Annotated in this window: 18 protein-coding genes and 1 riboswitch; of the genes, 11 read left to right on the top strand and 7 right to left on the bottom strand. The window is 54.9% G+C overall.

Going from position 1 to position 21,229, the window contains the following annotated elements:
- Positions 1-3: 3 nt before the first annotated feature.
- Positions 4-243, bottom strand: coding sequence for a DUF6732 family protein (locus AB9F26_RS10815; protein WP_369768007.1), 240 nt, complete (start codon positions 241-243; stop codon positions 4-6).
- A gap of 296 nt (positions 244-539) precedes the next feature.
- On the opposite strand from AB9F26_RS10815, the gene AB9F26_RS10820 reads away from it, so the two are divergent.
- A complete protein-coding gene (locus tag AB9F26_RS10820; RefSeq protein WP_369768008.1) occupies positions 540-1,520 on the top strand; it encodes a glutathione S-transferase family protein in 981 nt (326 codons plus the stop codon).
- A gap of 4 nt (positions 1,521-1,524) precedes the next feature.
- On the opposite strand, the gene AB9F26_RS10825 is transcribed toward AB9F26_RS10820, so the two are convergent.
- Positions 1,525-1,890: a response regulator transcription factor gene (locus AB9F26_RS10825; RefSeq protein ID WP_369768009.1), complete on the bottom strand. Its 366-nt coding sequence runs from the start codon at positions 1,888-1,890 to the stop codon at positions 1,525-1,527.
- Between the two features lie 192 nt (positions 1,891-2,082).
- Between AB9F26_RS10825 and AB9F26_RS10830 the strand changes: the two genes are divergently transcribed.
- Genes AB9F26_RS10830 through AB9F26_RS10845 form a run of 4 tightly spaced genes read left to right on the top strand, consistent with a single transcriptional unit; the run spans position 2,083 to position 5,554 of the window.
- Positions 2,083-2,469 (top strand): DUF1636 domain-containing protein, encoded by a 387-nt coding sequence (locus AB9F26_RS10830; protein WP_039001805.1) that lies wholly within the window; start codon positions 2,083-2,085, stop codon positions 2,467-2,469.
- Positions 2,466-3,401, top strand: coding sequence for a threonine-phosphate decarboxylase (locus AB9F26_RS10835; RefSeq protein WP_369754828.1), 936 nt, complete (start codon positions 2,466-2,468; stop codon positions 3,399-3,401). The genes AB9F26_RS10830 and AB9F26_RS10835 overlap by 4 nt, the downstream gene beginning before the upstream one ends.
- Positions 3,398-4,312 (top strand): adenosylcobinamide-phosphate synthase CbiB, encoded by a 915-nt coding sequence (gene cbiB, locus AB9F26_RS10840; protein ID WP_335583798.1) that lies wholly within the window; start codon positions 3,398-3,400, stop codon positions 4,310-4,312. Before AB9F26_RS10835 ends, cbiB begins: the two co-directional genes overlap by 4 nt.
- 60 nt (positions 4,313-4,372) lie before the next feature.
- Positions 4,373-5,554, top strand: a complete 1,182-nt coding sequence (locus AB9F26_RS10845; RefSeq protein ID WP_369754829.1) for a lytic murein transglycosylase — start codon at positions 4,373-4,375, stop codon at positions 5,552-5,554.
- Between the two features lie 20 nt (positions 5,555-5,574).
- Here AB9F26_RS10845 and smc read toward each other — a convergent pair whose 3' ends face one another.
- Positions 5,575-9,030 carry a chromosome segregation protein SMC gene (gene smc, locus AB9F26_RS10850; RefSeq protein WP_369768010.1) on the bottom strand — a complete coding sequence of 1,152 codons (3,456 nt, stop codon included), beginning with the start codon at positions 9,028-9,030 and terminating at the stop codon, positions 5,575-5,577.
- A 317-nt stretch (positions 9,031-9,347) separates the two neighbouring features.
- A riboswitch (cobalamin riboswitch) is annotated at positions 9,348-9,579 on the top strand.
- 33 nt (positions 9,580-9,612) lie between these two features.
- Between smc and AB9F26_RS10855 the strand changes: the two genes are divergently transcribed.
- Genes AB9F26_RS10855 through cobN form a run of 5 tightly spaced genes read left to right on the top strand, consistent with a single transcriptional unit; the run spans position 9,613 to position 15,796 of the window.
- On the top strand, positions 9,613-9,813 hold the full coding sequence (locus AB9F26_RS10855) for a CbtB domain-containing protein (RefSeq protein ID WP_335583801.1): 201 nt from the start codon (positions 9,613-9,615) through the stop codon (positions 9,811-9,813).
- Positions 9,814-9,816: 3 nt separating this feature from the next.
- Positions 9,817-10,527 carry a CbtA family protein gene (locus tag AB9F26_RS10860; RefSeq protein WP_335583802.1) on the top strand — a complete coding sequence of 237 codons (711 nt, stop codon included), beginning with the start codon at positions 9,817-9,819 and terminating at the stop codon, positions 10,525-10,527.
- Between the two features lie 60 nt (positions 10,528-10,587).
- Positions 10,588-11,649 (top strand): cobalamin biosynthesis protein CobW, encoded by a 1,062-nt coding sequence (gene cobW / locus AB9F26_RS10865; protein ID WP_369768011.1) that lies wholly within the window; start codon positions 10,588-10,590, stop codon positions 11,647-11,649.
- Complete coding sequence (locus tag AB9F26_RS10870) at positions 11,646-12,098, top strand: GNAT family N-acetyltransferase (protein ID WP_335583804.1); 453 nt, start codon at positions 11,646-11,648, stop codon at positions 12,096-12,098. Before cobW ends, AB9F26_RS10870 begins: the two co-directional genes overlap by 4 nt.
- Positions 12,098-15,796, top strand: coding sequence for a cobaltochelatase subunit CobN (gene cobN / locus AB9F26_RS10875; RefSeq protein ID WP_369768012.1), 3,699 nt, complete (start codon positions 12,098-12,100; stop codon positions 15,794-15,796). Before AB9F26_RS10870 ends, cobN begins: the two co-directional genes overlap by 1 nt.
- On the opposite strand, the gene AB9F26_RS10880 is transcribed toward cobN, so the two are convergent.
- Complete coding sequence (locus AB9F26_RS10880) at positions 15,793-16,089, bottom strand: hypothetical protein (RefSeq protein WP_369768013.1); 297 nt, start codon at positions 16,087-16,089, stop codon at positions 15,793-15,795. The two genes, cobN and AB9F26_RS10880, sit on opposite strands and share 4 nt — an antisense overlap.
- Before the next feature lie 133 nt (positions 16,090-16,222).
- Between AB9F26_RS10880 and cobO the strand changes: the two genes are divergently transcribed.
- Complete coding sequence (gene cobO / locus AB9F26_RS10885) at positions 16,223-16,831, top strand: cob(I)yrinic acid a,c-diamide adenosyltransferase (protein ID WP_369754837.1); 609 nt, start codon at positions 16,223-16,225, stop codon at positions 16,829-16,831.
- A 4-nt stretch (positions 16,832-16,835) separates the two neighbouring features.
- Here cobO and AB9F26_RS10890 read toward each other — a convergent pair whose 3' ends face one another.
- The 3 genes from AB9F26_RS10890 to AB9F26_RS10900 form a co-directional block, all read right to left on the bottom strand.
- Entirely contained in the window at positions 16,836-17,660 is an 825-nt protein-coding gene (locus tag AB9F26_RS10890; RefSeq protein ID WP_369768014.1) for a 4-(cytidine 5'-diphospho)-2-C-methyl-D-erythritol kinase, read from the bottom strand.
- Positions 17,661-17,666: 6 nt separating this feature from the next.
- The gene (locus AB9F26_RS10895) at positions 17,667-19,352 is read right to left on the bottom strand and encodes a tetratricopeptide repeat protein (protein WP_369768015.1); all 1,686 of its coding nucleotides are present in this window, start codon (positions 19,350-19,352) and stop codon (positions 17,667-17,669) included.
- Positions 19,353-19,468: 116 nt separating this feature from the next.
- Complete coding sequence (locus AB9F26_RS10900) at positions 19,469-21,121, bottom strand: electron transfer flavoprotein-ubiquinone oxidoreductase (protein WP_369768016.1); 1,653 nt, start codon at positions 21,119-21,121, stop codon at positions 19,469-19,471.
- Positions 21,122-21,229 lie beyond the last annotated feature (108 nt).

The raw sequence follows: 21,229 nt of genomic DNA on the forward strand, positions 1-21,229 counted from the left end.
CCTTCAAGCTTCTTGGGGTTCGGCTTCGGAAATCTCTTCTTCCGCTTCGGCTTCTTCTGCCTCAGGTTTTTTCCGACCCTTCGCCACCCAAAGACCAATCGCAATCGCCCCGCCTAATGCTATCGCCGCGCCCCAATGGGTATGCCCTGCTGCCTCAATCAAATGTCCTGGATGCGCCATTACGGGCAAACCAGTCATAACCAAAACGGCCGAAAGGGAAACTATTGAAGTACGCGATGTCATGTCCATTCTCCTTGTTTGGGCAGAGGGGAAGGACCGCTGAAACTGCGCTTAACGACGTTGCTTTGGTTCCCCTATCTGGGTCAAACCGCGACAACCAACCTCTCTGGCCCTGTGGGCTTCGTTAGGGGCAACGTATGCCCTCGCCTTGCTCGGTGCAATCAGATTCTAACATGACACTGGAGTGTTTTGCGTCTGGCGCCTTTGTGCGCACTCGCACCCTCCCTGCGCCCCTATGTGGGTTTAATCCCCATGCTACAAAAACTAAGTTACAAGAGACATATTTATAGGAGCGCCGCGTGGGACAACTTGTAGACGGAAAATGGCACAGCGAATGGTACGATACGAAATCCACAGGCGGCGCCTTTAAGCGCTCCACTGCCGGTTTTCGCAATTGGATTACGCCCGACGGCGCCGCAGGGCCCAGTGGCGATGGCGGCTTTCCTGCGGAAAGTGGGCGCTACCATCTTTATGTATCCTATGCCTGCCCATGGGCCCATCGCACTCTTATTTTCCGTGCCCTCAAGGGGCTAGAGGACCACATTTCCATAAGCGTTGTGCACCCTGATATGCTGACCGAAGGATGGACCTTTGAGAAGGACGACTTTGGCGCGACCGGCGACACGCTCTATAACCTGCCCTTTGCACGCGATATTTATACGAAGGCGCAAGCCGACGTGTCGGGCCGCGTGACAGTGCCTATCCTCTGGGACAAACAGCGCGAAACCATCGTCAGCAATGAAAGCAGCGAAATCATCCGCATGTTCAATTCCGCCTTTGACGGGATCACAGGAAACACTCTGGATTTCTGGCCTGAAGAGATGCGCGACGACATCGAAGAAATTAACGCGCGAGTTTATTCCAACGTGAATAACGGCGTCTATAAAGCTGGTTTTGCAACCTCCCAAGCGGCTTATGAGGCGCCTGTCACAGCGCTTTTCGACACGCTCGACTGGCTCGAAAACCGCCTCTCAACCCACCGCTATTTGATGGGCGATCGCCTCACGGAGGCAGACTGGCGGCTGGCAACAACGCTGTTCCGCTTTGACTCGGTTTATCACCTACATTTCAAATGTAACCGCAAGCGCCTGATCGATTATCCCAACCTTTGGGCCTATACGCGCGAGCTTTATCAAATGCCCGGCGTCGCGGGAACGACCAACATGGATCACATCGTGCGGCACTATCATTATAGCCACGAAACGATTAACCCGAACCGGATTATTCCGATCAATCCGATCCTTGACTTTAACCAAGAACACGGACGCGACGAGCTCTAATCTGTTAGGACCGATCTCCCGCATAATGGGCCACAATCGCCGCCAAATCGTTTGGCGGCGTTTGCTCGCGCACATAGGCACAGGCATTTGGGGCCAAAGCAAAAATAGAACCGTCCGAGAAAAAGCTCGTGTCTGTCACGAAAATCACCTTCGCATCGGGGCGTTTGTAACTTGCATAATCCGCGACTGCAAATGCGCTTTCACCCTTTAAAACTAGGTTGAGAACAATCGCGTTGAAGCTTTCTTCTTCTAGGGATTTCACGGCACCACTTTGCCCAGAAACAAGAACAACTTCAAAATCAAGCCGTTCTAAATGGTCCTGCCAAATGCGCCCAAGGTTTGGATTACCCTCAACGATTAAAATACGCATACAACCTCCAATCAGTGGATTGCACTGCTCAACTGCTAAATTCATTATTACCCACCAGACATCCCACCGTTAACTATTTTCCGCCCGAAAGACTAACAACAGGTTAATATCTTGCCTCGAAATGTTAACTTACATCTACGGGTTGAAATTCCGGCGAGAATCCGATTGAGGTACACGCAAAAGGGGTATGAGATGACGACATTCATTACAATTTGCGACACCTGTAAGCGCGAAGGTTGGGCAGAAACCGGTGCAGACGTCACCGACGGCGCCGCTTTGGCTGAATTAATCGAATCAGTCGCAGCCGAGCAGGTACAAACACGGCGTGTAAGCTGCTTGATGGGCTGCACCCACGGTTGTAATATCGCGATCCAAGCGGAAGGAAAGTTGGCCTATACGCTCGGGAAATTTGAAGCCACCCTAGATGCCGCCGAAGCCATCGTGGAATACGCGGCTCTGCATCAAGCGAGCGAAACGGGACAGATTCCCTATCGCACATGGCCCGCGGGCGTGAAGGGGCACTTTATTACGCGCCATCCTCCGTTACCGTCCCTCAAACCCTCTAATTCTGACGCATGAAAACGCAGCGGGACCACGGCGGCGGAATTGATGCTGCAATGGAACAGTTCGGCGGTACGAGGGGCGATTGGCTCGACCTGTCCACCGGCATAAACCCCGTGCCCTTTCCCTTGCCGTCGTTCCCCGCCAACGCATGGATGTCCCTCCCTGATCACAGCGCTTTTGCCGCGCTAGAGAAGGCCGCCCGCGCCTTTTGGAATGTTCCCGACTCTGCCGCCGTTCTTGCCGCCCCCGGAGCCAGCGCCCTGATCGCGCGCATCCCGCATTTGTCGGTTAAAAAAGGCGCGGTTCGTATCATCCAGAAAACGTATAACGAACACGCCGCCGCTTTTCGCACTGCAGGGTGGAACATCGAGGAGGACGGCATCGACGCCTCGGTCACGGTGCACCCGAATAACCCCACAGGTGCCTTCACCGCCTCCCTGCCTCACACGCCCCTCACCATCATTGACGAAAGCTTTTGCGATGTTGCGCCCGCTCAAAGTCATATCGCAAAAGCATGCGAACCCGGAACACTCATCCTCAAGAGTTTCGGCAAGTTCTGGGGACTTGCTGGGCTGCGTCTTGGGTTTGTTATTGGCGATCCGGGACTCATAAATGAGCTTCGCGAAACCCTCGGGCCTTGGCAGATTTCCGGTCCCGCAATCACCACAGGAATTGCCGCTCTCGCAGATTTTGATTGGGCAGAGAAAACCCGCTCTCGACTTGCACAAGATGCCGGCCGTATGAACGCGCTGTTGCAAACTGCGGGTGCCGAATCCGTCGCAGGCACCACGCTGTTTCAACTCTATCATGTTGACGACGCGCAAAAGTGGTTCGAGAAGCTTGCCCATAATCACGTTCTCTCGCGGATTTTTCCATATTCAAACCATTGGCTGCGTCTTGGAATGCCTGCGCCCAACCAATGGGACCAACTCGAAAGTGCCCTGTGAGCCTTCCGTTAATCCTCCTTTTAGCCCTCCTCTTGGATGCGGTATTTGGCGAGCCTCGACTGTTATGGGACCGGTTCACGCACCCCGCCGTCCTGTTTGGAAAGCTGATCGGATTCGCGGATGAACGCGCAAATTACGGGGATAATCGAAAACTTAAAGGCACGGTGGTTTTTGGCGGGCTTTGCCTTGGTGCCATCTCTGCTGGCCTCGTACTTTCGGCGCTCCCGTTTGGCTGGTTGATTGAACTCCTCTGTGCCGCGATCCTCGTAGCGCAGAAAAGCCTGACCGAGCATGTGTCCGCCGTTGCCAACGCACTTCGTCTGTCAAACGTGAATGCGCGGATTTCTGTGGCGCGGATCGTTGGCCGAGACACCACCGATATGGACGACTCCCAAATCAGCCGCGCCGCGATCGAGAGCGCCGCGGAAAACCTCTCAGACGGTGTGATTGCCCCAGTTTTCTGGTTCCTCCTCTTCGGCCTGCCTGGTCTATTTCTGTATAAAATTACGAATACCGCCGACAGCATGATCGGCTATCGCACCCCTCGCCACGCGGAATTCGGTTGGGCGGCAGCGCGGTTTGACGACCTGCTCAACTACCTCCCCGCGCGGATTACCGCGCTCCTCATCCTCGTCGTTTGCGGCAACATGCATGCGTTGAAGCCGGTGCGAATTGATGCGCCGAAACATCGTTCACCCAACGCGGGCTGGCCCGAAGCCGCTATGGCACAATGCCTCAATATCGCGCTCGCTGGCCCAAGAAGTTACGATGGGGAAGCGCGTGATTTCCCCTATGTAAATCCCACTGGAAACCACTCAATTGGACCTGACGAAATCGACGCAACCGTTCGCGTCCTTTGGAAAACTTGGGGCGCGGCAATCGGCCTATGCGCTGTCCTCGCCCTGTTTTGAACCTTGCCTGAATCCAAAGGCCTGTTAGGCTGCCGCAAAATTTCATACTCGGAGTACCTAATGTTTTTTCGCGCCCCACTTGCTGCCTTCTTTCTGAGCTTGCTGTCCACAACTGCAATGGCTCAAAACCAGTGCGGGGGGGATTTCGGGCAATTTGTTGCCAACATGAAACAAGAAGCCACCGCACGCGGCCACTCGAAATCAACGGTCGACGCGTTTTTCGCCAGCGTAAAACAAGATCCGCGCACCCTAAAGGCCGACCGTTCACAGGGCATTTTCAAGAAAGACTTCAACGAATTCGCACGCGCCGTCATTAGCAAAAATCGTATGGATCATGGCCGCAACAACGAGAAAAAATACGATGCAGTCTTTGACCAAATGGAACAGCAATACGGCGTTTCACGAGGCGTTTTGCTGGCATTCTGGGCGTTGGAAACCGATTACGGCGCGGTACAAGGCGACTTTAACACCCTCAACTCCCTCGTCACGCTCTCGCATGATTGTCGCCGTCCGAACCTGTTTCGCCCCCAAGTTTTTGCTGCAATCGAACTCTTTGAACGCGGCAATTTTAGCCCCACGAATACAACCGGTGCATGGGCCGGAGAAGTCGGCATGGTGCAAATGCTCCCCGAAGACATCATCCGCAATGGTGTAGACGGCGACGGCGATGGCAAAGTATCACTAAAAACCTCCCCGCCAGATGCGCTTCTGTCGGGCGCGAAAATGCTCAAAGGCCTAGGCTGGAATGCAGGACAACCTTGGTTGCAAGAGATCGTCGTGCCCAGCAATCTTGACTGGAGCAAGACTGGCCTTGATAAATCCTACAAAGTCTCCGATTGGAAGCGCATGGGTGTAAAAGCTAGAAGTGCAAACCTTGGCTCTGACAATTTAGAGGCCTCTATTCTTTTGCCGATGGGGCGCAACGGCCCTGCATTTTTAGCTTACCCCAATTTTCACGTGTACTTCGAGTGGAACAAGAGTTTCGTCTATGTCACGACCGCCGCCTATTTTGCCACGCGTCTTGAAGGTGCCCCCGTTTTCAACTTGGGGTCCCCGGATCCTTCGCTATCGGATGCACAAATGAAATCGCTCCAGAAAAAGCTTTCAGCAAGGGGGCACGATGTGGGTAAAATTGACGGCATCCTTGGGGCAAAAACGCGCGCTGGGGTTCAGCTAGAACAGCAGCGTCTTGGATTGCCCGCAGACGCTTGGCCCACAAATGACTTGGTGAACAAGCTTTAAGAAAACGGTTGAGGGCTGGTTTAAGCGACCAGCGCCTCAGCCTTTTTGAGGTCCACAGAAACCAGCTGGCTTATGCCCTGTTCGGCCATTGTCACACCGAACAGTCGATCCATGCGCGCCATCGTGACCGCATGGTGGGTGATGATCAAAAACCGTGTTTCGGTCCGGCGCGTCATCTCGTCCAACAGGTCGCAGAACCGCGTCACATTGGCATCATCAAGCGGCGCGTCGACTTCATCAAGAACGCAAATCGGCGCTGGATTAGCAAGAAATACCGCAAAGATAAGTGCCATGGCCGTCAGGGTCTGCTCGCCCCCAGACAGGAGGCTCATCGTGCTAAGTTTTTTACCAGGAGGTTGGCACATAATCTCAAGGCCCGCTTCAAGTGGGTCGTCAGATTCAACCAATACAAGGTTCGCTTCGCCGCCGCCAAACAGATGTTTGAACAACAAGGTAAAGTTGCTGTTCACTTGCTCAAACGCGGTCAAAAGCCGCTCACGACCCTCTTTATTCAAGCTGGCAATTCCGGTACGAAGCTTCTTGATGGCTTCATCCAAATCGGCTTTCTCGCTTGCCAGGTGGTCGTGCTCTTCCTGAACGCCCCGCGCGTCCTCCTCGGCCCGAAGGTTCACCGCACCCAGAGCATCACGTTGACGTTTTAGACGGTTCACATCCGCCTCCACGGCCTCGGAATCTGGCATATTTTCGGGCAGAACGCCCAGCGTCTCAAGCAAGTTCTCGGGCGTAGTTTCCATGGCTTCGGCAATGCGCTCTGCGGCATGAATCGCGGTCTCGCGCGTGGCATCGGCCCGCGCGTCGGCCCGCGCGCGCACTTCTCGCGCTTCGCCTGCGGCCCGCTCCGCGTCACGTTCCGCAAGAAGCGCCTCTCGCAATGCTGTCTCGGCCTCTGCAAGCTTGTCAGACGCTCCCCGACACCTTATTTCCGCCGTAGCAATGGCTTCCGCTAAAGCCATCCGTTTCGCAGCGATTTCGTCTGGCGCGGTCTGTGCTTCCTGAAGTTCAGCCTCATTTTCAAGCCGCCGTTCTTCCAATTCTCCAATGCGTTTTTCCGCATTCTCCAAACGAAGCCGCCAACCGCTGATTTCCTTGAGAACCTCTTGGCGGCGCTTGGTGCGTGCATCGCCTTCGCGGCGCACCTCGTCAAAGGCCGACCGTTTTGACATCATCGTCATCCGTGCCGCCTCAACCGTCATTTTCACGTCTTCGACTTCCTCACGCGCTTGATCCAAATCATCCAAGTCCGCAAGGATCGCCGCCGCGTCATTCACCCGATTGCGTGCCCCCAACGCTTCTTCTTCGTGGCGCACGACCGCAAGCCGCAGACTCTCAAGCTTGCCTTCTGCGATATTGCGATCTGCTTCGGCCCGCGAAAGAGCGCGGCCCGCGTCCGTAAGTGCACGGTCTGCATCGCGGCGTGCGTTGCGGGCCTCTTGGTCCTCGCGGGTTAGACGCTGAAGGTCCGACGACAAGACGTCATGCGCACGGCTCGCGCCATCCGCCCGCGCACTCACTTCCTCCAAATCTCGCTTCAATTCCACCAAACGATTGAGTTGTTGGAGGCGCAAGGCGGCGGCACTTGGGGCGTCTTCTGCTCCCGCGCGAAACCCATCCCAACGCCATAAATCGCCTTCTATACTGACCAGCCGCTGCCCGGGTTTCAAATCTTTTTGCAGGCGCGCCCCGTCGCTGGCCTCCACAAAACCGACTTGCCCCATACGGCGAAGTAAAACGCTTGGCGAGGTCACAAAATGCGTCAAAACTTGCACGCCAGAGGGCAAAGATTGTGGTGCGGGATAATCTGGTAAAGTCACCCAGCCAGAAGGCATCTCATCCTGCACTTCGGGAGCGCGCAAATCGTCGGCAAGCGCCGCACCAAGCGCTTTTTCATAGCCAGATTTAACCTGTAGGGCGTCCAAAACTTGCCCGCCCTCTGCGGTGTCACGTTCGACCAATCGTGCCAACGCCCCAACCTCGGCTCGCAGCGCGTTTGCCTCGCCTTCGGCTTCGCTGCGCTCGGCGCGGGCATCCGCTTCACGGGCCTGCGCATCGGCGCGCGCGTTGTCCGCCATAATCAGGGCCTCCTCGGCCGCTTCCGTGGCCTTCGCTGCCAAATTTTGCGCGTCCTCTGCGGCTTCAAAATCTAGGGAGGATTTTGACAATGCGGCTTGAGAATGCGCCGAAGCTTCCCGCGCACGGACAGCATCTCCTTCGTTTCGATCCAGTGTTTTTTGGTGGTCCTCGACAAGTCTCCGCGCCGATTGATGTCGCGCTGCAAGGCGTGCAACGTCTTCGGTGAGCTGGCCGATGGCGGCTTCTCGATCTTGGAGGATACTTGCCGCATCCTGTGCGGCTTCATTGCTGATTTCAAGTCGTTCTTGATAGCCTTCAGCGGCCTTCGCTAGTTGCGCTTGCTCCCATTCAAGACCGGAAATCGTCTCGCCTGCGTCCTTGTTAAGCTCCTGTTCCCGCGCCTTATCTTTGGCCAACTGCTCAATGCGTGCGGTGAGCGTTTTGATTGTATCAAGCGCGCGGTCCTCTTGCTCGGACAGGGTATCTCGCTGATTTTCCAAACGCGTCAATACGGCAGCAGCAATAGTTTCTTCTTCGCGCAAAGGTGGCAGGGTTTCTTCGTTTTTTGCGCGGGCTTTGGTGGCCGAACGTGCCGCCCCTTCGCTCGCCCCAGCAAGGCGCGTGAGTTCGGTCAGTTCCGCTTGCGCCGCCGCACGCAATTCATCCGCTTCTTTCCAACGGCGATACAGTAAAAGCCCCTCGGACTTGCGCAATTCCTCGCCAATGGTGCGGTATCTCTGGGCCTGTCTTGCTTGGCGTTCGAGTTGCGCCAATTGAGTGGCCAAGGCCTCAATAACATCTTCGATCCGTGAGAGATTGGTTTCGGTCCCTTTGAGCTTCAGCTCCGCCTCGTGGCGGCGTTGATAGAGCCCCGAAATGCCCGCAGCCTCCTCCAAAATTCGGCGACGATCTTTGGGTTTCGCGTTGATCAATTCGCTGATCTGCCCCTGACGTACAAGCGCTGGCGAATGGGACCCCGTCGAGGCATCGGCAAACAGCATTTGGATGTCTCGCGCGCGGGCATCCTTGGAATTTGCCTTGAACGCAGACCCCGCATCGCGGGTAATGCGCCGCACCACCTCGAGTGAATCCTGATCGTTAAAACCAGCGGGGGCAAGGCGATCACTGTTGTCGATCGTGATCGCGACTTCGGCAAAATTGCGCGCGGGTCGCGTTGCGGTTCCCGCAAAAATCACGTCTTCCATGCCGCCACCGCGCATCGCCTTCGGGCGGGTTTCCCCCATCACCCAGCGCAACGCCTCAAGCAAGTTCGATTTTCCACAGCCATTTGGGCCGACAACCCCTGTAAGACCATGCGCAATCACAAGATCGGTGGGATCGACAAAGCTCTTGAAGCCATTCAGACGGAGCCTAGAAAACTGCAAAAAATTGTCCCTATTTGATTCCTTTGCAATAGGGTTTCGGACAGGGGCCCATTGAGTCAACGAAAAACACCACAAATGGCGTATTTTGGAGAGTTATCCACAAGATATTGCGCATTTTCTACCCTGTAGTCGCCCTGAAGGTGCGGAGGTATGCTGATTGTATGGGTATCGGCGGCGAATCTGTTTTGCTTGCAAGCTTTGGGAGTGCGTTCTCACTTTAATTGCGGGCACTCAACGAATAAGGGCTGGTTTGCGCCCAAAATCCCAGAAAATTCAGAGGCCGGCAGGATTCTACTTGACCCACCCCCCGTATCCCCCTCAGAAAGAAACGGCATGGTATCCCCATTCATGCCGCCAAGCGGCAGGGGATAAATGGGAATGCGGTGAGGGTGACCCAATCAGGGGCCTGATGCCGCAGCCGCCCCCGCGACTGTAAGCGGTGAGTGGATGTCAAATACCACTGGAGCGTTGGGAAACCAACAATCTGGGAAGGTGACATCGCACTTTGACCCGCGAGCCAGGAGACCAGCCTTGCAGCAACGTAACCGAACCGTCGGGTGTGACGGAAAAAGGAATGATAGAATGAACGAACAAAACAAAACACGCACAGATGCAAAAGTTCTCGCGGCTCCTATTGCCCAAGTCCAAACTGGTATTCTACCAATATTTGCAGCGGCTCTCGCTGGCGTAGTGTTAATCTCCCTCGCGGGCTTCGCACAGGCTTCCATGTTGCATGACTCGGCCCACGATACGCGCCACGCCATCGCGTTCCCCTGCCACTAAACAATGTTTAAACAGATTTTTACCAGCGCGTTGTTCGCTGGTATTGCTGCAGGGCTGCTTTCGGCTCTGCTGCAATTTTGGCTTGTCACCCCCGTACTTCTTGAGGGTGAGGAATATGAAACCGGTGCGAAAAACCATTTCGCAGGCGTTTTGATTGTGGAGGGCGAAGACCCTGCTCCTATCGAAGTGGAAGTGGAAATACCGCCAACCACCAGCGAACTCATTACGCGGCACGGGATGACCGTGGCGATGAACATCATTGTGTTCACGGGCTTTGCGCTCATACTTGTCGCAGGAATCGCGACAGCAGCGTCCGCTGGGTACGAGGTCACGCCCAAATCGGGGATAGTTTGGGGATTGGCAGGCTTTATTGCCGTTCAACTCGCCCCCGCTGCGGGACTATTCCCTGAATTGCCGGGCACCCCCGCAGAGGACATTTTTCTGCGGCAAATGTGGTGGATCACAACCGTCGTCGCAACCCTCGTGGGCCTTGCGCTTATTGCCTTTGGGAACCGCGCCTATTGGATGGTTTTAGGCGCGATCTTCATCGCCGCGCCCCATATCATCGGCGCGCCTCACCTTGAGTTCTATGCGGGCGTTGCCCCCCCCGAACTCTCGGCGCTTTTCGTCAGTCGCTCCCTTGCGGTTGCCTGTGCGAGTTGGGCCATCATGGGTGGTGTTGCTGGCGCGGTCTGGCATAGGCAAACGGTATAAACAACCTGCGCAGGGGCGTGTTCTTTGCGCAGCTTTCCAAATCTGAAAGTGAGGCCATCCATGGCACAAAAGATACCTGCTACGATCGTCACTGGTTTCCTTGGCTCGGGCAAGACCACCCTCATCCGCCATATTTTGCAGAACGCAAGAGGGAAACGGATTGCGTTAATCATAAACGAATTCGGCGATCTGGGCGTGGACGGGGATATCCTCAAAGGCTGTGGCGAAGAGACCTGCACCGAAGACGATATTGTGGAACTTTCCAACGGTTGTATCTGTTGTACGGTTGCCGAAGATTTCGTGCCGACCATGGAAAAGCTCCTCGCCCGTGAGAATGCACCGGATCATATCGTAATCGAAACCTCCGGCCTCGCGCTGCCACAACCCCTCGTGCGGGCGTTCAATTGGCCCGCGATTGCGACCAAAGTGACGGTCGATGGCGTTGTCACCGTGGTGGACGGACGTGCGGTTGTGGATGGCCAGTTTGCGCACAACATTGCCGCCGTCGATGCACAACGCAAACAGGACGAGAACCTTGACCACGAAACGCCGCTTTCGGAATTGTTTGAGGATCAGATCGCTTGTGCCGACATGATTGTGGTCAACAAAGCCGACCTTTTGAGCGCAGAAGAAATCGATGCTTTGGTTGGCAAATTGCGCGGGGAAAGCCGTGACGGAGTCCAAGTGGTAAAATCGACATTGGGTGCGTTGCCCGTCGATGTTTTGCTCGGGCAAGGCGTCGGAGCCGAGGCCGATCTTTCGGCGCGGCACGAAATTCATCACCATCATCACCACCACGATGAGGATGACGACCACCACGATGAACACACGCACGGCCACGACGAATTCGAAAGCTTCATCGTAGCCCTTGCTGAGGTCGCCGATCACACGGCCTTTGCCCAGAAGGTTTCGGATGTCATTCGCAGCCACAGCATTCTTCGTTTGAAAGGCTTCGTTGCGGTCCAGGGCAAGCCCATGCGCCTGACGCTTCAAGCGGTTGGCCCTCGTGTTGATACCTATTTCGATCAACCCTTTGGCGAACAAAAACGCGAAACCAAACTCGTTGTTATTGGCGAAGCAGGCCTAGATCAGGGCGCGATCCGCGCGGCCTTAAGCGCGTGAAAATCTCCGTCGGAATAGGCGACCCAAAAGACCCGCGCACCGTAGAACTCCTTACGGCGCATCACAGTCTGATGCAGTCGCTCTTTCCGGCGGAATCGAACCACTTTTTGTCGGTGGATGCGCTTTGCGGTCTTGAGATAACCTTTCTGGTCGCAAGCGAAGGGGCGCAACATTTGGGATGTGGCGCCTTGGCGAACAAGGGCAGCTATGGCGAAATAAAATCGATGTTCGTCTCGGAAGCGGCAAGGGGCAAAGGTGTCGCGAACCTGATCTTGACGGAGCTAATTTCCAACGCACGCGCGTCCGGCCTCTCAAAGCTGTACCTCGAAACCGGTGACAGCCTGCGCGCCGCGCACGCGCTCTACGAAAAACATGGGTTTACCTATTGTGGCCCCTTTGGCGACTATGCCGCCGATCCCCTGAGCTATTTTATGGAGCTGACCCTTTAATGCATCTTTTGGCCGCCACTCCCGGGAATGTCGACGACGGAACTGAGCCCGTTGATCTAGGGCAAACGCCCGCTGATATTCTGTTCATCTCGGCGGCGGACACAGAGCTAGCAGCCCTTTCAGAAGCGCGGCGGGAAATGCAGAATCCGCCAAGTTTGCGCCTTGCGAGTCTGATGCATCTGCAACACCCGATGTCGGTGGACCTCCATATCGACGCCTGTGCGCGTAAGTGTAAATTGGTGATCGCGCGGGTTTTGGGCGGAGCGGGCTATTGGAAATACGGCCTTGTGCAATACGCCGCACATTTACACGCGGCGGGGGTGGCATTCGTCGCCCTTCCCGGAGACGACAAACCCGATGACGAATTGCGGGACCTCTCGACCGTTTCTCGTGACGATTACAATGCGCTTTGGGCCTACCTCGTGGAAGGCGGCCCCGAAAACGCGACACATTTCTTGGACTATGCGCAGGCAATGCTCTCCGACGCCCCCCGCCCAGAAGCCGCGCGGCCCTTGTTGCGGGCGGGCGTTTATTGGCCCGGAGCTGGAATCTCTGATCTCCCAACTGCGCAAGCGGCATGGACGGAAAACGCGCCCGTTGTACCGCTAGTGTTTTATCGTGCTTTGGTTCAAGGCGCGGGCCTAAATCCTGTAAATCGGTTGGTGAAATCCCTTCTGCGCCAAGGGCTAAACCCACTGCCGATCTTCGTGGCCTCCCTCAAAGATCCAGTTTCCGTGGAAACCCTTGAGTATTTATTCACCCAAGCGACACCAAGTGTTATTTTGAACGCGACCTCCTTTGCCACAGGATCGCCACAAGAAGGAGAGCATTCCAACGGGGCATCGAACCCCCTTGTAATGCCTGCTGCAAATGCCTCGCCCGTTTTCCAAGTGGTGTTCTCAGCCAGCTCAGAAGCGGCTTGGAGTGAGGGAATGTTTGGTCTCGCCGCACGCGATATCGCAATGAATGTCGCGCTTCCCGAAGTGGATGGACGCATTTTGAGCCGCGCTGTCAGTTTCAAGGGCGAAGCATTTTTTGACGAGGAGACCGAATGCGCCATCGCGGGATATCGCGCACAGGGCGACCGTGTGGAATTTGTGGCAAAACTTGCGGCAAATTGGGCGCGGTTGCGCAATGCGCCTGTCGAAAAACGCAAAGTAGCGTTGGTTTTGGCGAATTATCCGAACAAGGACGGACGCCTCGCCAATGGCGTGGGTTTAGATGCCCCAGCAGCGACTTGCGGTACACTCGCCTCCTTAAATGACGCGGGATATACGGTACGAAATGCGCCTCAAGACAGCGACGCGTTGATGCAATCGATCCTCGCGGGACCCACGAATTGGCTAACGGATCGCGCCCGACGAGACGGTGGTGTCCGCCTTGCCCTCCCCGACTATCGCACGCTCTATGACGCACTTCCCTATGACATGCGCCGCCAGATTGAAGACCGTTGGGGCGCTCCCGAAACGGACCCTTTCTTTGAGGGCGGAAGCTTTGCCCTTTCGGTTTTGGAGTATGGCAATGTTGTCGTGGGCATTCAGCCTGCGCGGGGGTATAATATTGACCCGAAAGAGACCTACCATTCACCCGACTTGGTACCGCCCCACAATTATTTTGCGTTCTACTTTTGGCTACGTGAAACCTTTGGGGCACATGCGATTGTGCACATGGGCAAGCACGGGAATATGGAATGGCTTCCCGGAAAGGCTGTTGCCCTTTCTCAGGAATGCTACCCCGAGGCTGTGTTTGGCCCAATGCCGCATATTTACCCGTTTATCGTCAATGATCCGGGCGAAGGTACACAAGCCAAACGCCGTGCGCAGGCCGTCATTATTGACCACCTAACACCACCGCTTACCCGCGCCGAAAGCTATGGGCCAATGCGTGATCTGGAGGGGCTTGTTGACGAATACTATGAGGCGGCGGGGGTTGATCCACGGCGGATTGAGTATCTAAGACGCGAAATTTTAAGCCTGACTAGCAGCACTGGATTGGGCGAAGACGCAGGGCTTACTGGAACTGACGAAGACGGCGATTTGGCCAAACTCGATGCCTATTTATGCGATCTAAAAGAAGCGCAAATTCGCGACGGGCTGCACGTTTTTGGCGAGAGTCCGATTGGGCGCCTTGAGAGGGATCTAGTGCAGGCACTTGTTCGGGTGCCGCGCGGCGATGGTCGGGGGGGGAATGCGTCTCTGATCCGAGCACTTGCAGTGGATTTTGGATTTGAATTCGATCCCTTGGATTGTGATATGGCGGCGCCCCATGCTGTAGAGAAACCCAGCGAACTCGCGGAGATCACAACGGATACTTGGCGAAGCCTTGGAGATACTGTCGAGCGGTTGGAGTTATTCGCGAGCGCGATGTTAGATGGAAAAGAGGCTCCCGGCCCACAGTCGGAAGCGGTTTTGCGGGAAGTTAGAACGAGCGTACGTCCAAAAGTTGCGGCCTGCGGCCCTGCGGAAATGACGGGTCTCCTCACCGCCCTTGCAGGGCAATTCGTTGCCCCGGCGCCATCCGGCGCTCCCACACGTGGGCGGCTTGATACCCTTCCAACCGGACGCAATTTCTATAGTGTTGACGGGCGAGCGGTCCCCACGCCGACGGCTTGGGCCTTGGGATGGAAATCCGCAAACCTATTGATTGAGCGCCACCTACAAGATCACGGAGACTGGCCCCAAACCATGCTTTTGACCGCGTGGGGAACCGCAAATATGCGCACGGGTGGGGACGATATTGCCCAAGCCTTGGCGCTCATGGGGGTCAAGCCGACGTGGGACGCGGCAAATCGGCGTGTTACGGGATTTGAAGTCCTTCCACAGGGGGTCTTGGGGCGGCCTCGCGTGGATGTCACCCTCCGAGTGTCAGGGTTTTTCCGCGACGCGTTTCCACAACTTATTGCGCTCATCGACAGTGCCGCGCGCGCGGTTATGGCGCTTGACGAACCCGCAGCAACCAACCCTGCACGGGCACGCATGTTGGCGGAAGGGCTTGAGAATTCACACCGCGTATTCGGCTCAAAACCGGGGGCCTATGGCGCGGGCCTTCAGGCTTTGATTGATGAGCAACTCTGGGCAAATAAATCCGATCTCGCGGAGGCCTACCTAGAATGGGGCAGCTATGCCTATGGCAAAGGGGCCGAGGGAACGCGTGCACGTGCGCAATTTGAAACCCGCCTCTCACAGACCGAAGCCATCGTTCAAAATCAAGACAACCGTGAGCACGACCTACTTGATAGCGACGATTATTATCAATTTGAGGGAGGGGCTGCGGCAGCCGTGCATACCCTTCAAGGCGTTGATCGGCCGATCTATCATAACGATCACTCGCGGCCGGAACGCCCCGTTATTCGCCGCCTAGAGGACGAGATCGGACGCGTGGTTCGCAGCCGTGTTGTCAATCCGAAATGGATTAACGGCGTGATGCGTCATGGGTATAAAGGGGCCTTTGAGATGGCCGCCACCGTGGATTATATGTTCGCGTTTGCGGCAACGACGGGGGCCGTAAAAAGCCACCATTTTGATGCCGTCCATCAAGCATTTCTAGAGGATGAAACCGTCCGCACCTTCATAGCCGAGCACAATGCGCCCGCGTTACAGGAAATAGCGCAGCGACTGGATGAAGCGATTGAACGCGGCCTTTGGACACCGCGTTCTAACTCTGCGCGTGCGCTGTTGGACCAATTAAAATCGCGCTAACAGTCGATTCGCGCTGCCATGAGTGCAGGATCGCCCTTAACTGTTGTTTGATCGACGACACATCCTGTTGCCAGTTCCATCGCGACAACCGCGCGCAATAAAACGCGCCCGAAATCGCGGCGGGGTGCGTAATTGGTGCGAATTGCCTCAACTACTTCGCCGTTGGAGCGGACGGAGAAATCGCTACCCTCGACGCTCAACTTGGTGACCTCGAAGCCTTTCGTGCGCGGGTGCGGGCTGTCACAGCCTGCCACGACTAAAAGCACAGCAAGTAGGATCACAATTGCACGCATTTTCCAGATTCCTGATGTTGTTTAGGAAAGGTTAAGGCTGCGTGGTTAACAAACCCTTACGCATCACACGGAAAAGCACCCTTGCAACCCGCCCCTTCTGCCTCCAAAGTCATCTCGAAAAGAGGAGTCTGCCATGAGCGAAGATACAGAACGCCACGCGATGAAAATGGTCAAGAAGAAGGCCGCTCGTGATAAAATCATGGCGACAAAAACCGACCAGAAAGGCCTGATCATTGTCCATACGGGCAAGGGAAAAGGCAAATCCAGCGCGGCATTTGGGATGATTTTTCGCTGTATTGCGCATGATATGAAATGCGCCGTCGTGCAATTCATCAAAGGCGGGATGAGCACTGGTGAACGCGACCTTATCCTCGACAAATTTAGTGACGCTTGCGAATTTTATACGATGGGTGAAGGGTTTACCTGGGAAACCCAAGATAAATCACGCGATATCGAAATGGCGACCGCCGCTTGGGAAAAGGCAAAAGAACTCATTCGTAATCCCGAAAACAAAATGGTTTTGCTTGATGAAATCAACATCGCGATGCGGTACGACTATATTGATGTGAACGATGTGGTCGAGTTTTTGACGACCGAGAAACCGCCGATGACCCATGTTGTTCTGACAGGGCGCAACGCCAAGGAAGCCCTCATTGAAGCCGCTGATCTGGTGACGGAAATGGAACTTATCAAACACCCCTTCCGCGCGGGTATCAAAGCGCAGATCGGCGTTGAGTTTTAGGAACCTATTCTAGGATACGAGCGGATTTCACCCACCAAGTTGGATACGCTTCGGAGATTTTTTCTGCGGCCTTTGAGGCGGCCGCAGAATCAGGAAACACGCCAAAACACGTCGCCCCAGAACCCGACATTCGGGAGAGGAGCGCACCAGTCTGAGAAATCGCTTCAAGTACTCGGGAAATGACAGGCTGAACCGCGATTGCGGGTGCCTGAAGATCATTGCGCTGGTGCGCAAGCCATCTACAAAACTCGTCCAAACTGGAACAGTCCGGCACGTCATCCATTGCTGTATTATGGCTGTTTTCCAATGCCTTGAAAATATCTGGTGTTGCTACACTCTGACGTGGATTGATCAATAAAAGGGCCATATCAGGCAGTTTGGGAACGGCGGTTAAGACTTCGCCAATTCCTTGCATTCTAGCCGTAGTAGACGACAAACACACGGGCACGTCCGCCCCGAGTTGAAGCACATCGGAACTCTTTGGCAAAGGCAGCGCCCAATGACGAGCAAGCAACCGCAGAGTTGCCGCAGCATCGGCAGACCCACCTCCAATCCCAGAAGCCGTTGGCAGATTTTTTTGCAGTGTCAAAGCGACCGGTTGCCCAGGATTCAACAAACGCGCAGCACGCAAGACAAGGTTGTCTTTTTCCTTGGCAAGCCCCGCCCCCTCTGGCCCTTCAACCGCCAGGGAAAGTATGTCTGAATTCGTGGCTCCAACATAGTCGCCGATATCTGCGAACACCACGAGGCTATCGAGAAGGTGGTACCCATCCGCACGCCGCCCTGTGACATGCAGTGTCAGGTTTATTTTTGCGGGAGCGAATTCCATTTCAACCTAGTCTTCGGTCGCAATTTCTTCATCCGCCAAGACCTCGTCCAATCCGACTTCTAGTTTGCGACGGATGCGATCGGCATCCTTTTCTTCGGGTTCAAACGACAGTGCCCGACGCCATTGAAATTCGGCTTCAATCTTGCGGTCAACCATCCAAAGCGCGTCGCCCAAATGATCGCTTACAACGGGATCTACGGGTTCTAATTGCGCAGCCTTTTCCATCAATTCGGCTGCCTCTTCATAGCGTCCGAGCTTGTAATAGGCCCACGCGAGAGAATCTATTATATAGCCATCTTCGGGGCGCGCCTCCACGGCTTTTTCAATCATTTCAAGAGCTTCATCGAGGTTTTCGTTTTTCTCAACCATCGAGTATCCGAGATAATTCAGCACTTGAGGTTGATCTGGGTAGAGTGCCAATGCTTGACGGAAGTCAGCCTCAGCCTTTTCCCAATCCTGCGAGCGTTCGTGCGAAATTCCACGAGAATAGAACACAAACCACAAGTTCGGTGTAATCTCAGGAAAGAGCTCCAAGGCCCCGTCATAAGCCTCAATCGCGCCCAAATACTCCTCTTGGCTGCGCAATAGATCACCCAGCCCGATCAGGACAGCGGGCAATTCTGGGCGGTTTTTAGACAGGGTACGCAATACTTCGACCGCAGCCTCTGGCTTTCCGGCCCGCCTTAAAGTTTCTGCGCGGCCAATTTCGGCCAGATGGAACGAAGGATGGTCGGTGGGCACTTTTGCGTACGCCTTGGTCGCTAAGTCAAATTGCTCCAATTCTTCTAGCATTTCAGCCGTGAGCAATACCGCTGGAATAAAACTGGGGTCCAGAATTTCTGCCATACGGGAATAAAGGATCGTTTGGTCAGGCGTGCCTTCAACCGACAAGATTTCAGCAAGGGTAAACGCCGCTTGGGCTACGCCTTCACGGGCCGATGGAGCGGCAGTAAACGCAAGCGTTTCACCGTTTTCTAAACGTGCATAAAGATCGGCGAACTCAGGGTCCGCATTCCCAAGATTATAGGCCTTCCCAAGCGCTACGAGCGCGTCGTCATTCCGCTCCATTTGGCTCAAAATTTCCACATAGGCAATCAGGGTTGAACGTGTATGCGAAAATCCTTTTTCCTCAATGCTTTCAAATACTTCTAGTGCTGCGCCGTAGTCGCCCACTGAGCCGAGTGCCAAGGCTCTATGGAAGTTCGCTATACCCTCAAAGCTGGGTTGTGCCTCAAGCGCATCAAACTTCTCGAGCGCAACCGACATTTTACCACTGCCAAGTTCTGCCCATGCATCAATGAGTTGCGTTAGAACGGGGCCAAGATCAGCGCCATCTTTAATGCGCTTGGAAACGGTGTCGTACTCGCCGTTTCTGATCTCCTCTATCGTCAAAACAAGGTCCGCTATTTGTGAATAAATACCTTGCTCTTCGAGGGTCGTCGCAATCGGGATCGCACTTTCGATTTGCCCTAAGGACAGGAAAGACGCCGCAGCGTTATTCAACAGGAAAGTGTTGTCGGGGTCCAGCGCGAGGGCGCGTGTAAAATACACGACGGCTTCCTCAAAATCAGCGGCGGTACTGGCGCTTCTGGCGGCAAGATAGGCTCCAGAAAGTCCTTCGGATTGCGCCGAAAAACCAGAGAAAATCAGAGCGGTGGAGAGAAGCGCGGTGCGCAAAAAGGAGTGTTTCAAACAATCAGGCCTTTGGCAATTCGTTGCGTTACCCTGAACTTAAACATTCACATGCCGCAACGCAATGCGGAGGCGCGCAATCAACGGCCTCCGCACAGTCTTGTGAGAATAATTGCTCACATATTTGGGTAGTTAGGCCCGTCGCCGCCTTGGGGGGTAACCCAAGTGATATTTTGGCTCGGGTCTTTGATGTCACAGGTTTTGCAGTGAACGCAGTTTTGGAAGTTCACTTGGAATCTTGGGCCTGTGCTTGGGTCGTCAATCACCTCATAGACCCCAGCTGGACAGTATCTTTGGGCGGGTTCCGCATATTTGGGCAGGTTCACCGAAATTGGCAGACTGGGATCGGCCAAATGCAAGTGACTTGGCTGACTTTCCTCATGGTTGGTCGCCGAAAAACTAACGTTTGTGAGGCGATCAAAGGACAGCGTTCCATCCGGCTTAGGATAAATGATTTCTTTGTGATCGGCTGCCAGCCCTGTGGCTTCAGCATCGTTTTTGCCGTGCTTTAGCGTCCCAAAAAGGGAAAGCCCGAAAAGCGTATTGGTCCACATATCAAACCCGCCAAGTGTCAGCGAAGCGATCAGGCCCAGTTTCGACCAAAGCGGCTTCACGTTGCGCACTTTTTTGAGGTCTTTGGCAATGACGCCGGTGCGCAATTCGGTGTTGTACTCGGTTAACTCGTCGCCCGAACGCCCGCCCTTTATGGCGTCGAATGCGGCCTCGGCGGCAAATTTCCCCGAGAACATAGCGTTGTGATTGCCTTTGATGCGCGGCAGGTTCACGAGTCCAACAGAACATCCCAAAAGTGCGCCGCCTGGGAAAACGGCCTTGGGCATCGACTGATAGCCGCCTTCGGAAATCACCCGTGCGCCATAAGCCACGCGACGGCCACCTTTGAGAAGTTTTGCGATTTCAGGATGGTGCTTGAACCGTTGGAATTCCATATAGGGGAAAACATAGGGGTTTACGTAATTCAAGTGCACAACAAAGCCGACGTAAACTTGGTTATTTTCCAAGTGATAGATAAACGAGCCACCGCCCGCGTTGCCGTTAAGCGGCCAACCCATTGTATGGGTGACGGTGCCTTCGCGGTGCAGGGCGGGGTCAACCTCCCAAATTTCCTTCATGCCAAGACCGAATTTTGCCACATCGGAGTCTTTGGCGAGGTCGTATTTCGCGATAATTTCCTTTGAGAGACTGCCGCGCGCACCTTCCGAAAGGAAAACATACTTCCCACGCAACTCCATTCCGGGTTCGTAATCACTGCCAATAGAGCCATCGGGGTTTTTGCCAAATTCGCCTGCAACAACACCCACGAGTTCGTCGTTCTCGCCGTAAATCAATTGCGAACACGCCATGCCGGGGAAAATTTCGACGCCCAACTCTTCGGCCTGCTCCGCCATCCAGCGGCACACGTTCGCCATCGAAACAATGTAATTGCCATGATTGTTCATCAAGGGTGGCATGAGGAAATTAGGAATACGGACGGAGCCTGCTTCGCCCAAAAACAGGAAGTTGTCCTTTTTGACCGGAACCGTGATCGGCGCGCCGCGCTCTTTCCAGTCGGGGATCAATGCGTTTAAGCCTGCTGGGTCTAAAACCGCGCCCGAAAGAATATGAGCCCCGACTTCGCTGCCTTTTTCCAACACAACAACGTTAAGATCTGCGTCCAATTGCTTGAGCCTGATCGCCGCTGACAGACCCGCAGGTCCCGCGCCAACAATCACAACATCATACTCCATGGATTCGCGTTCAATATCGGCCATTTCATCCCTTCCCGCACCCGTAAGGCGCCTCACATTCTTGCTCTCTCGCTTTTAGCGATACCCGTGAGAGGGAAAAGGGTCAATCGTGACACCACGTTAAACCGCGCC

Source organism: Falsihalocynthiibacter sp. BN13B15 (assembly GCF_041205415.1).
Classification (GTDB): Bacteria; Pseudomonadota; Alphaproteobacteria; order Rhodobacterales; family Rhodobacteraceae; genus Falsihalocynthiibacter; species Falsihalocynthiibacter arcticus.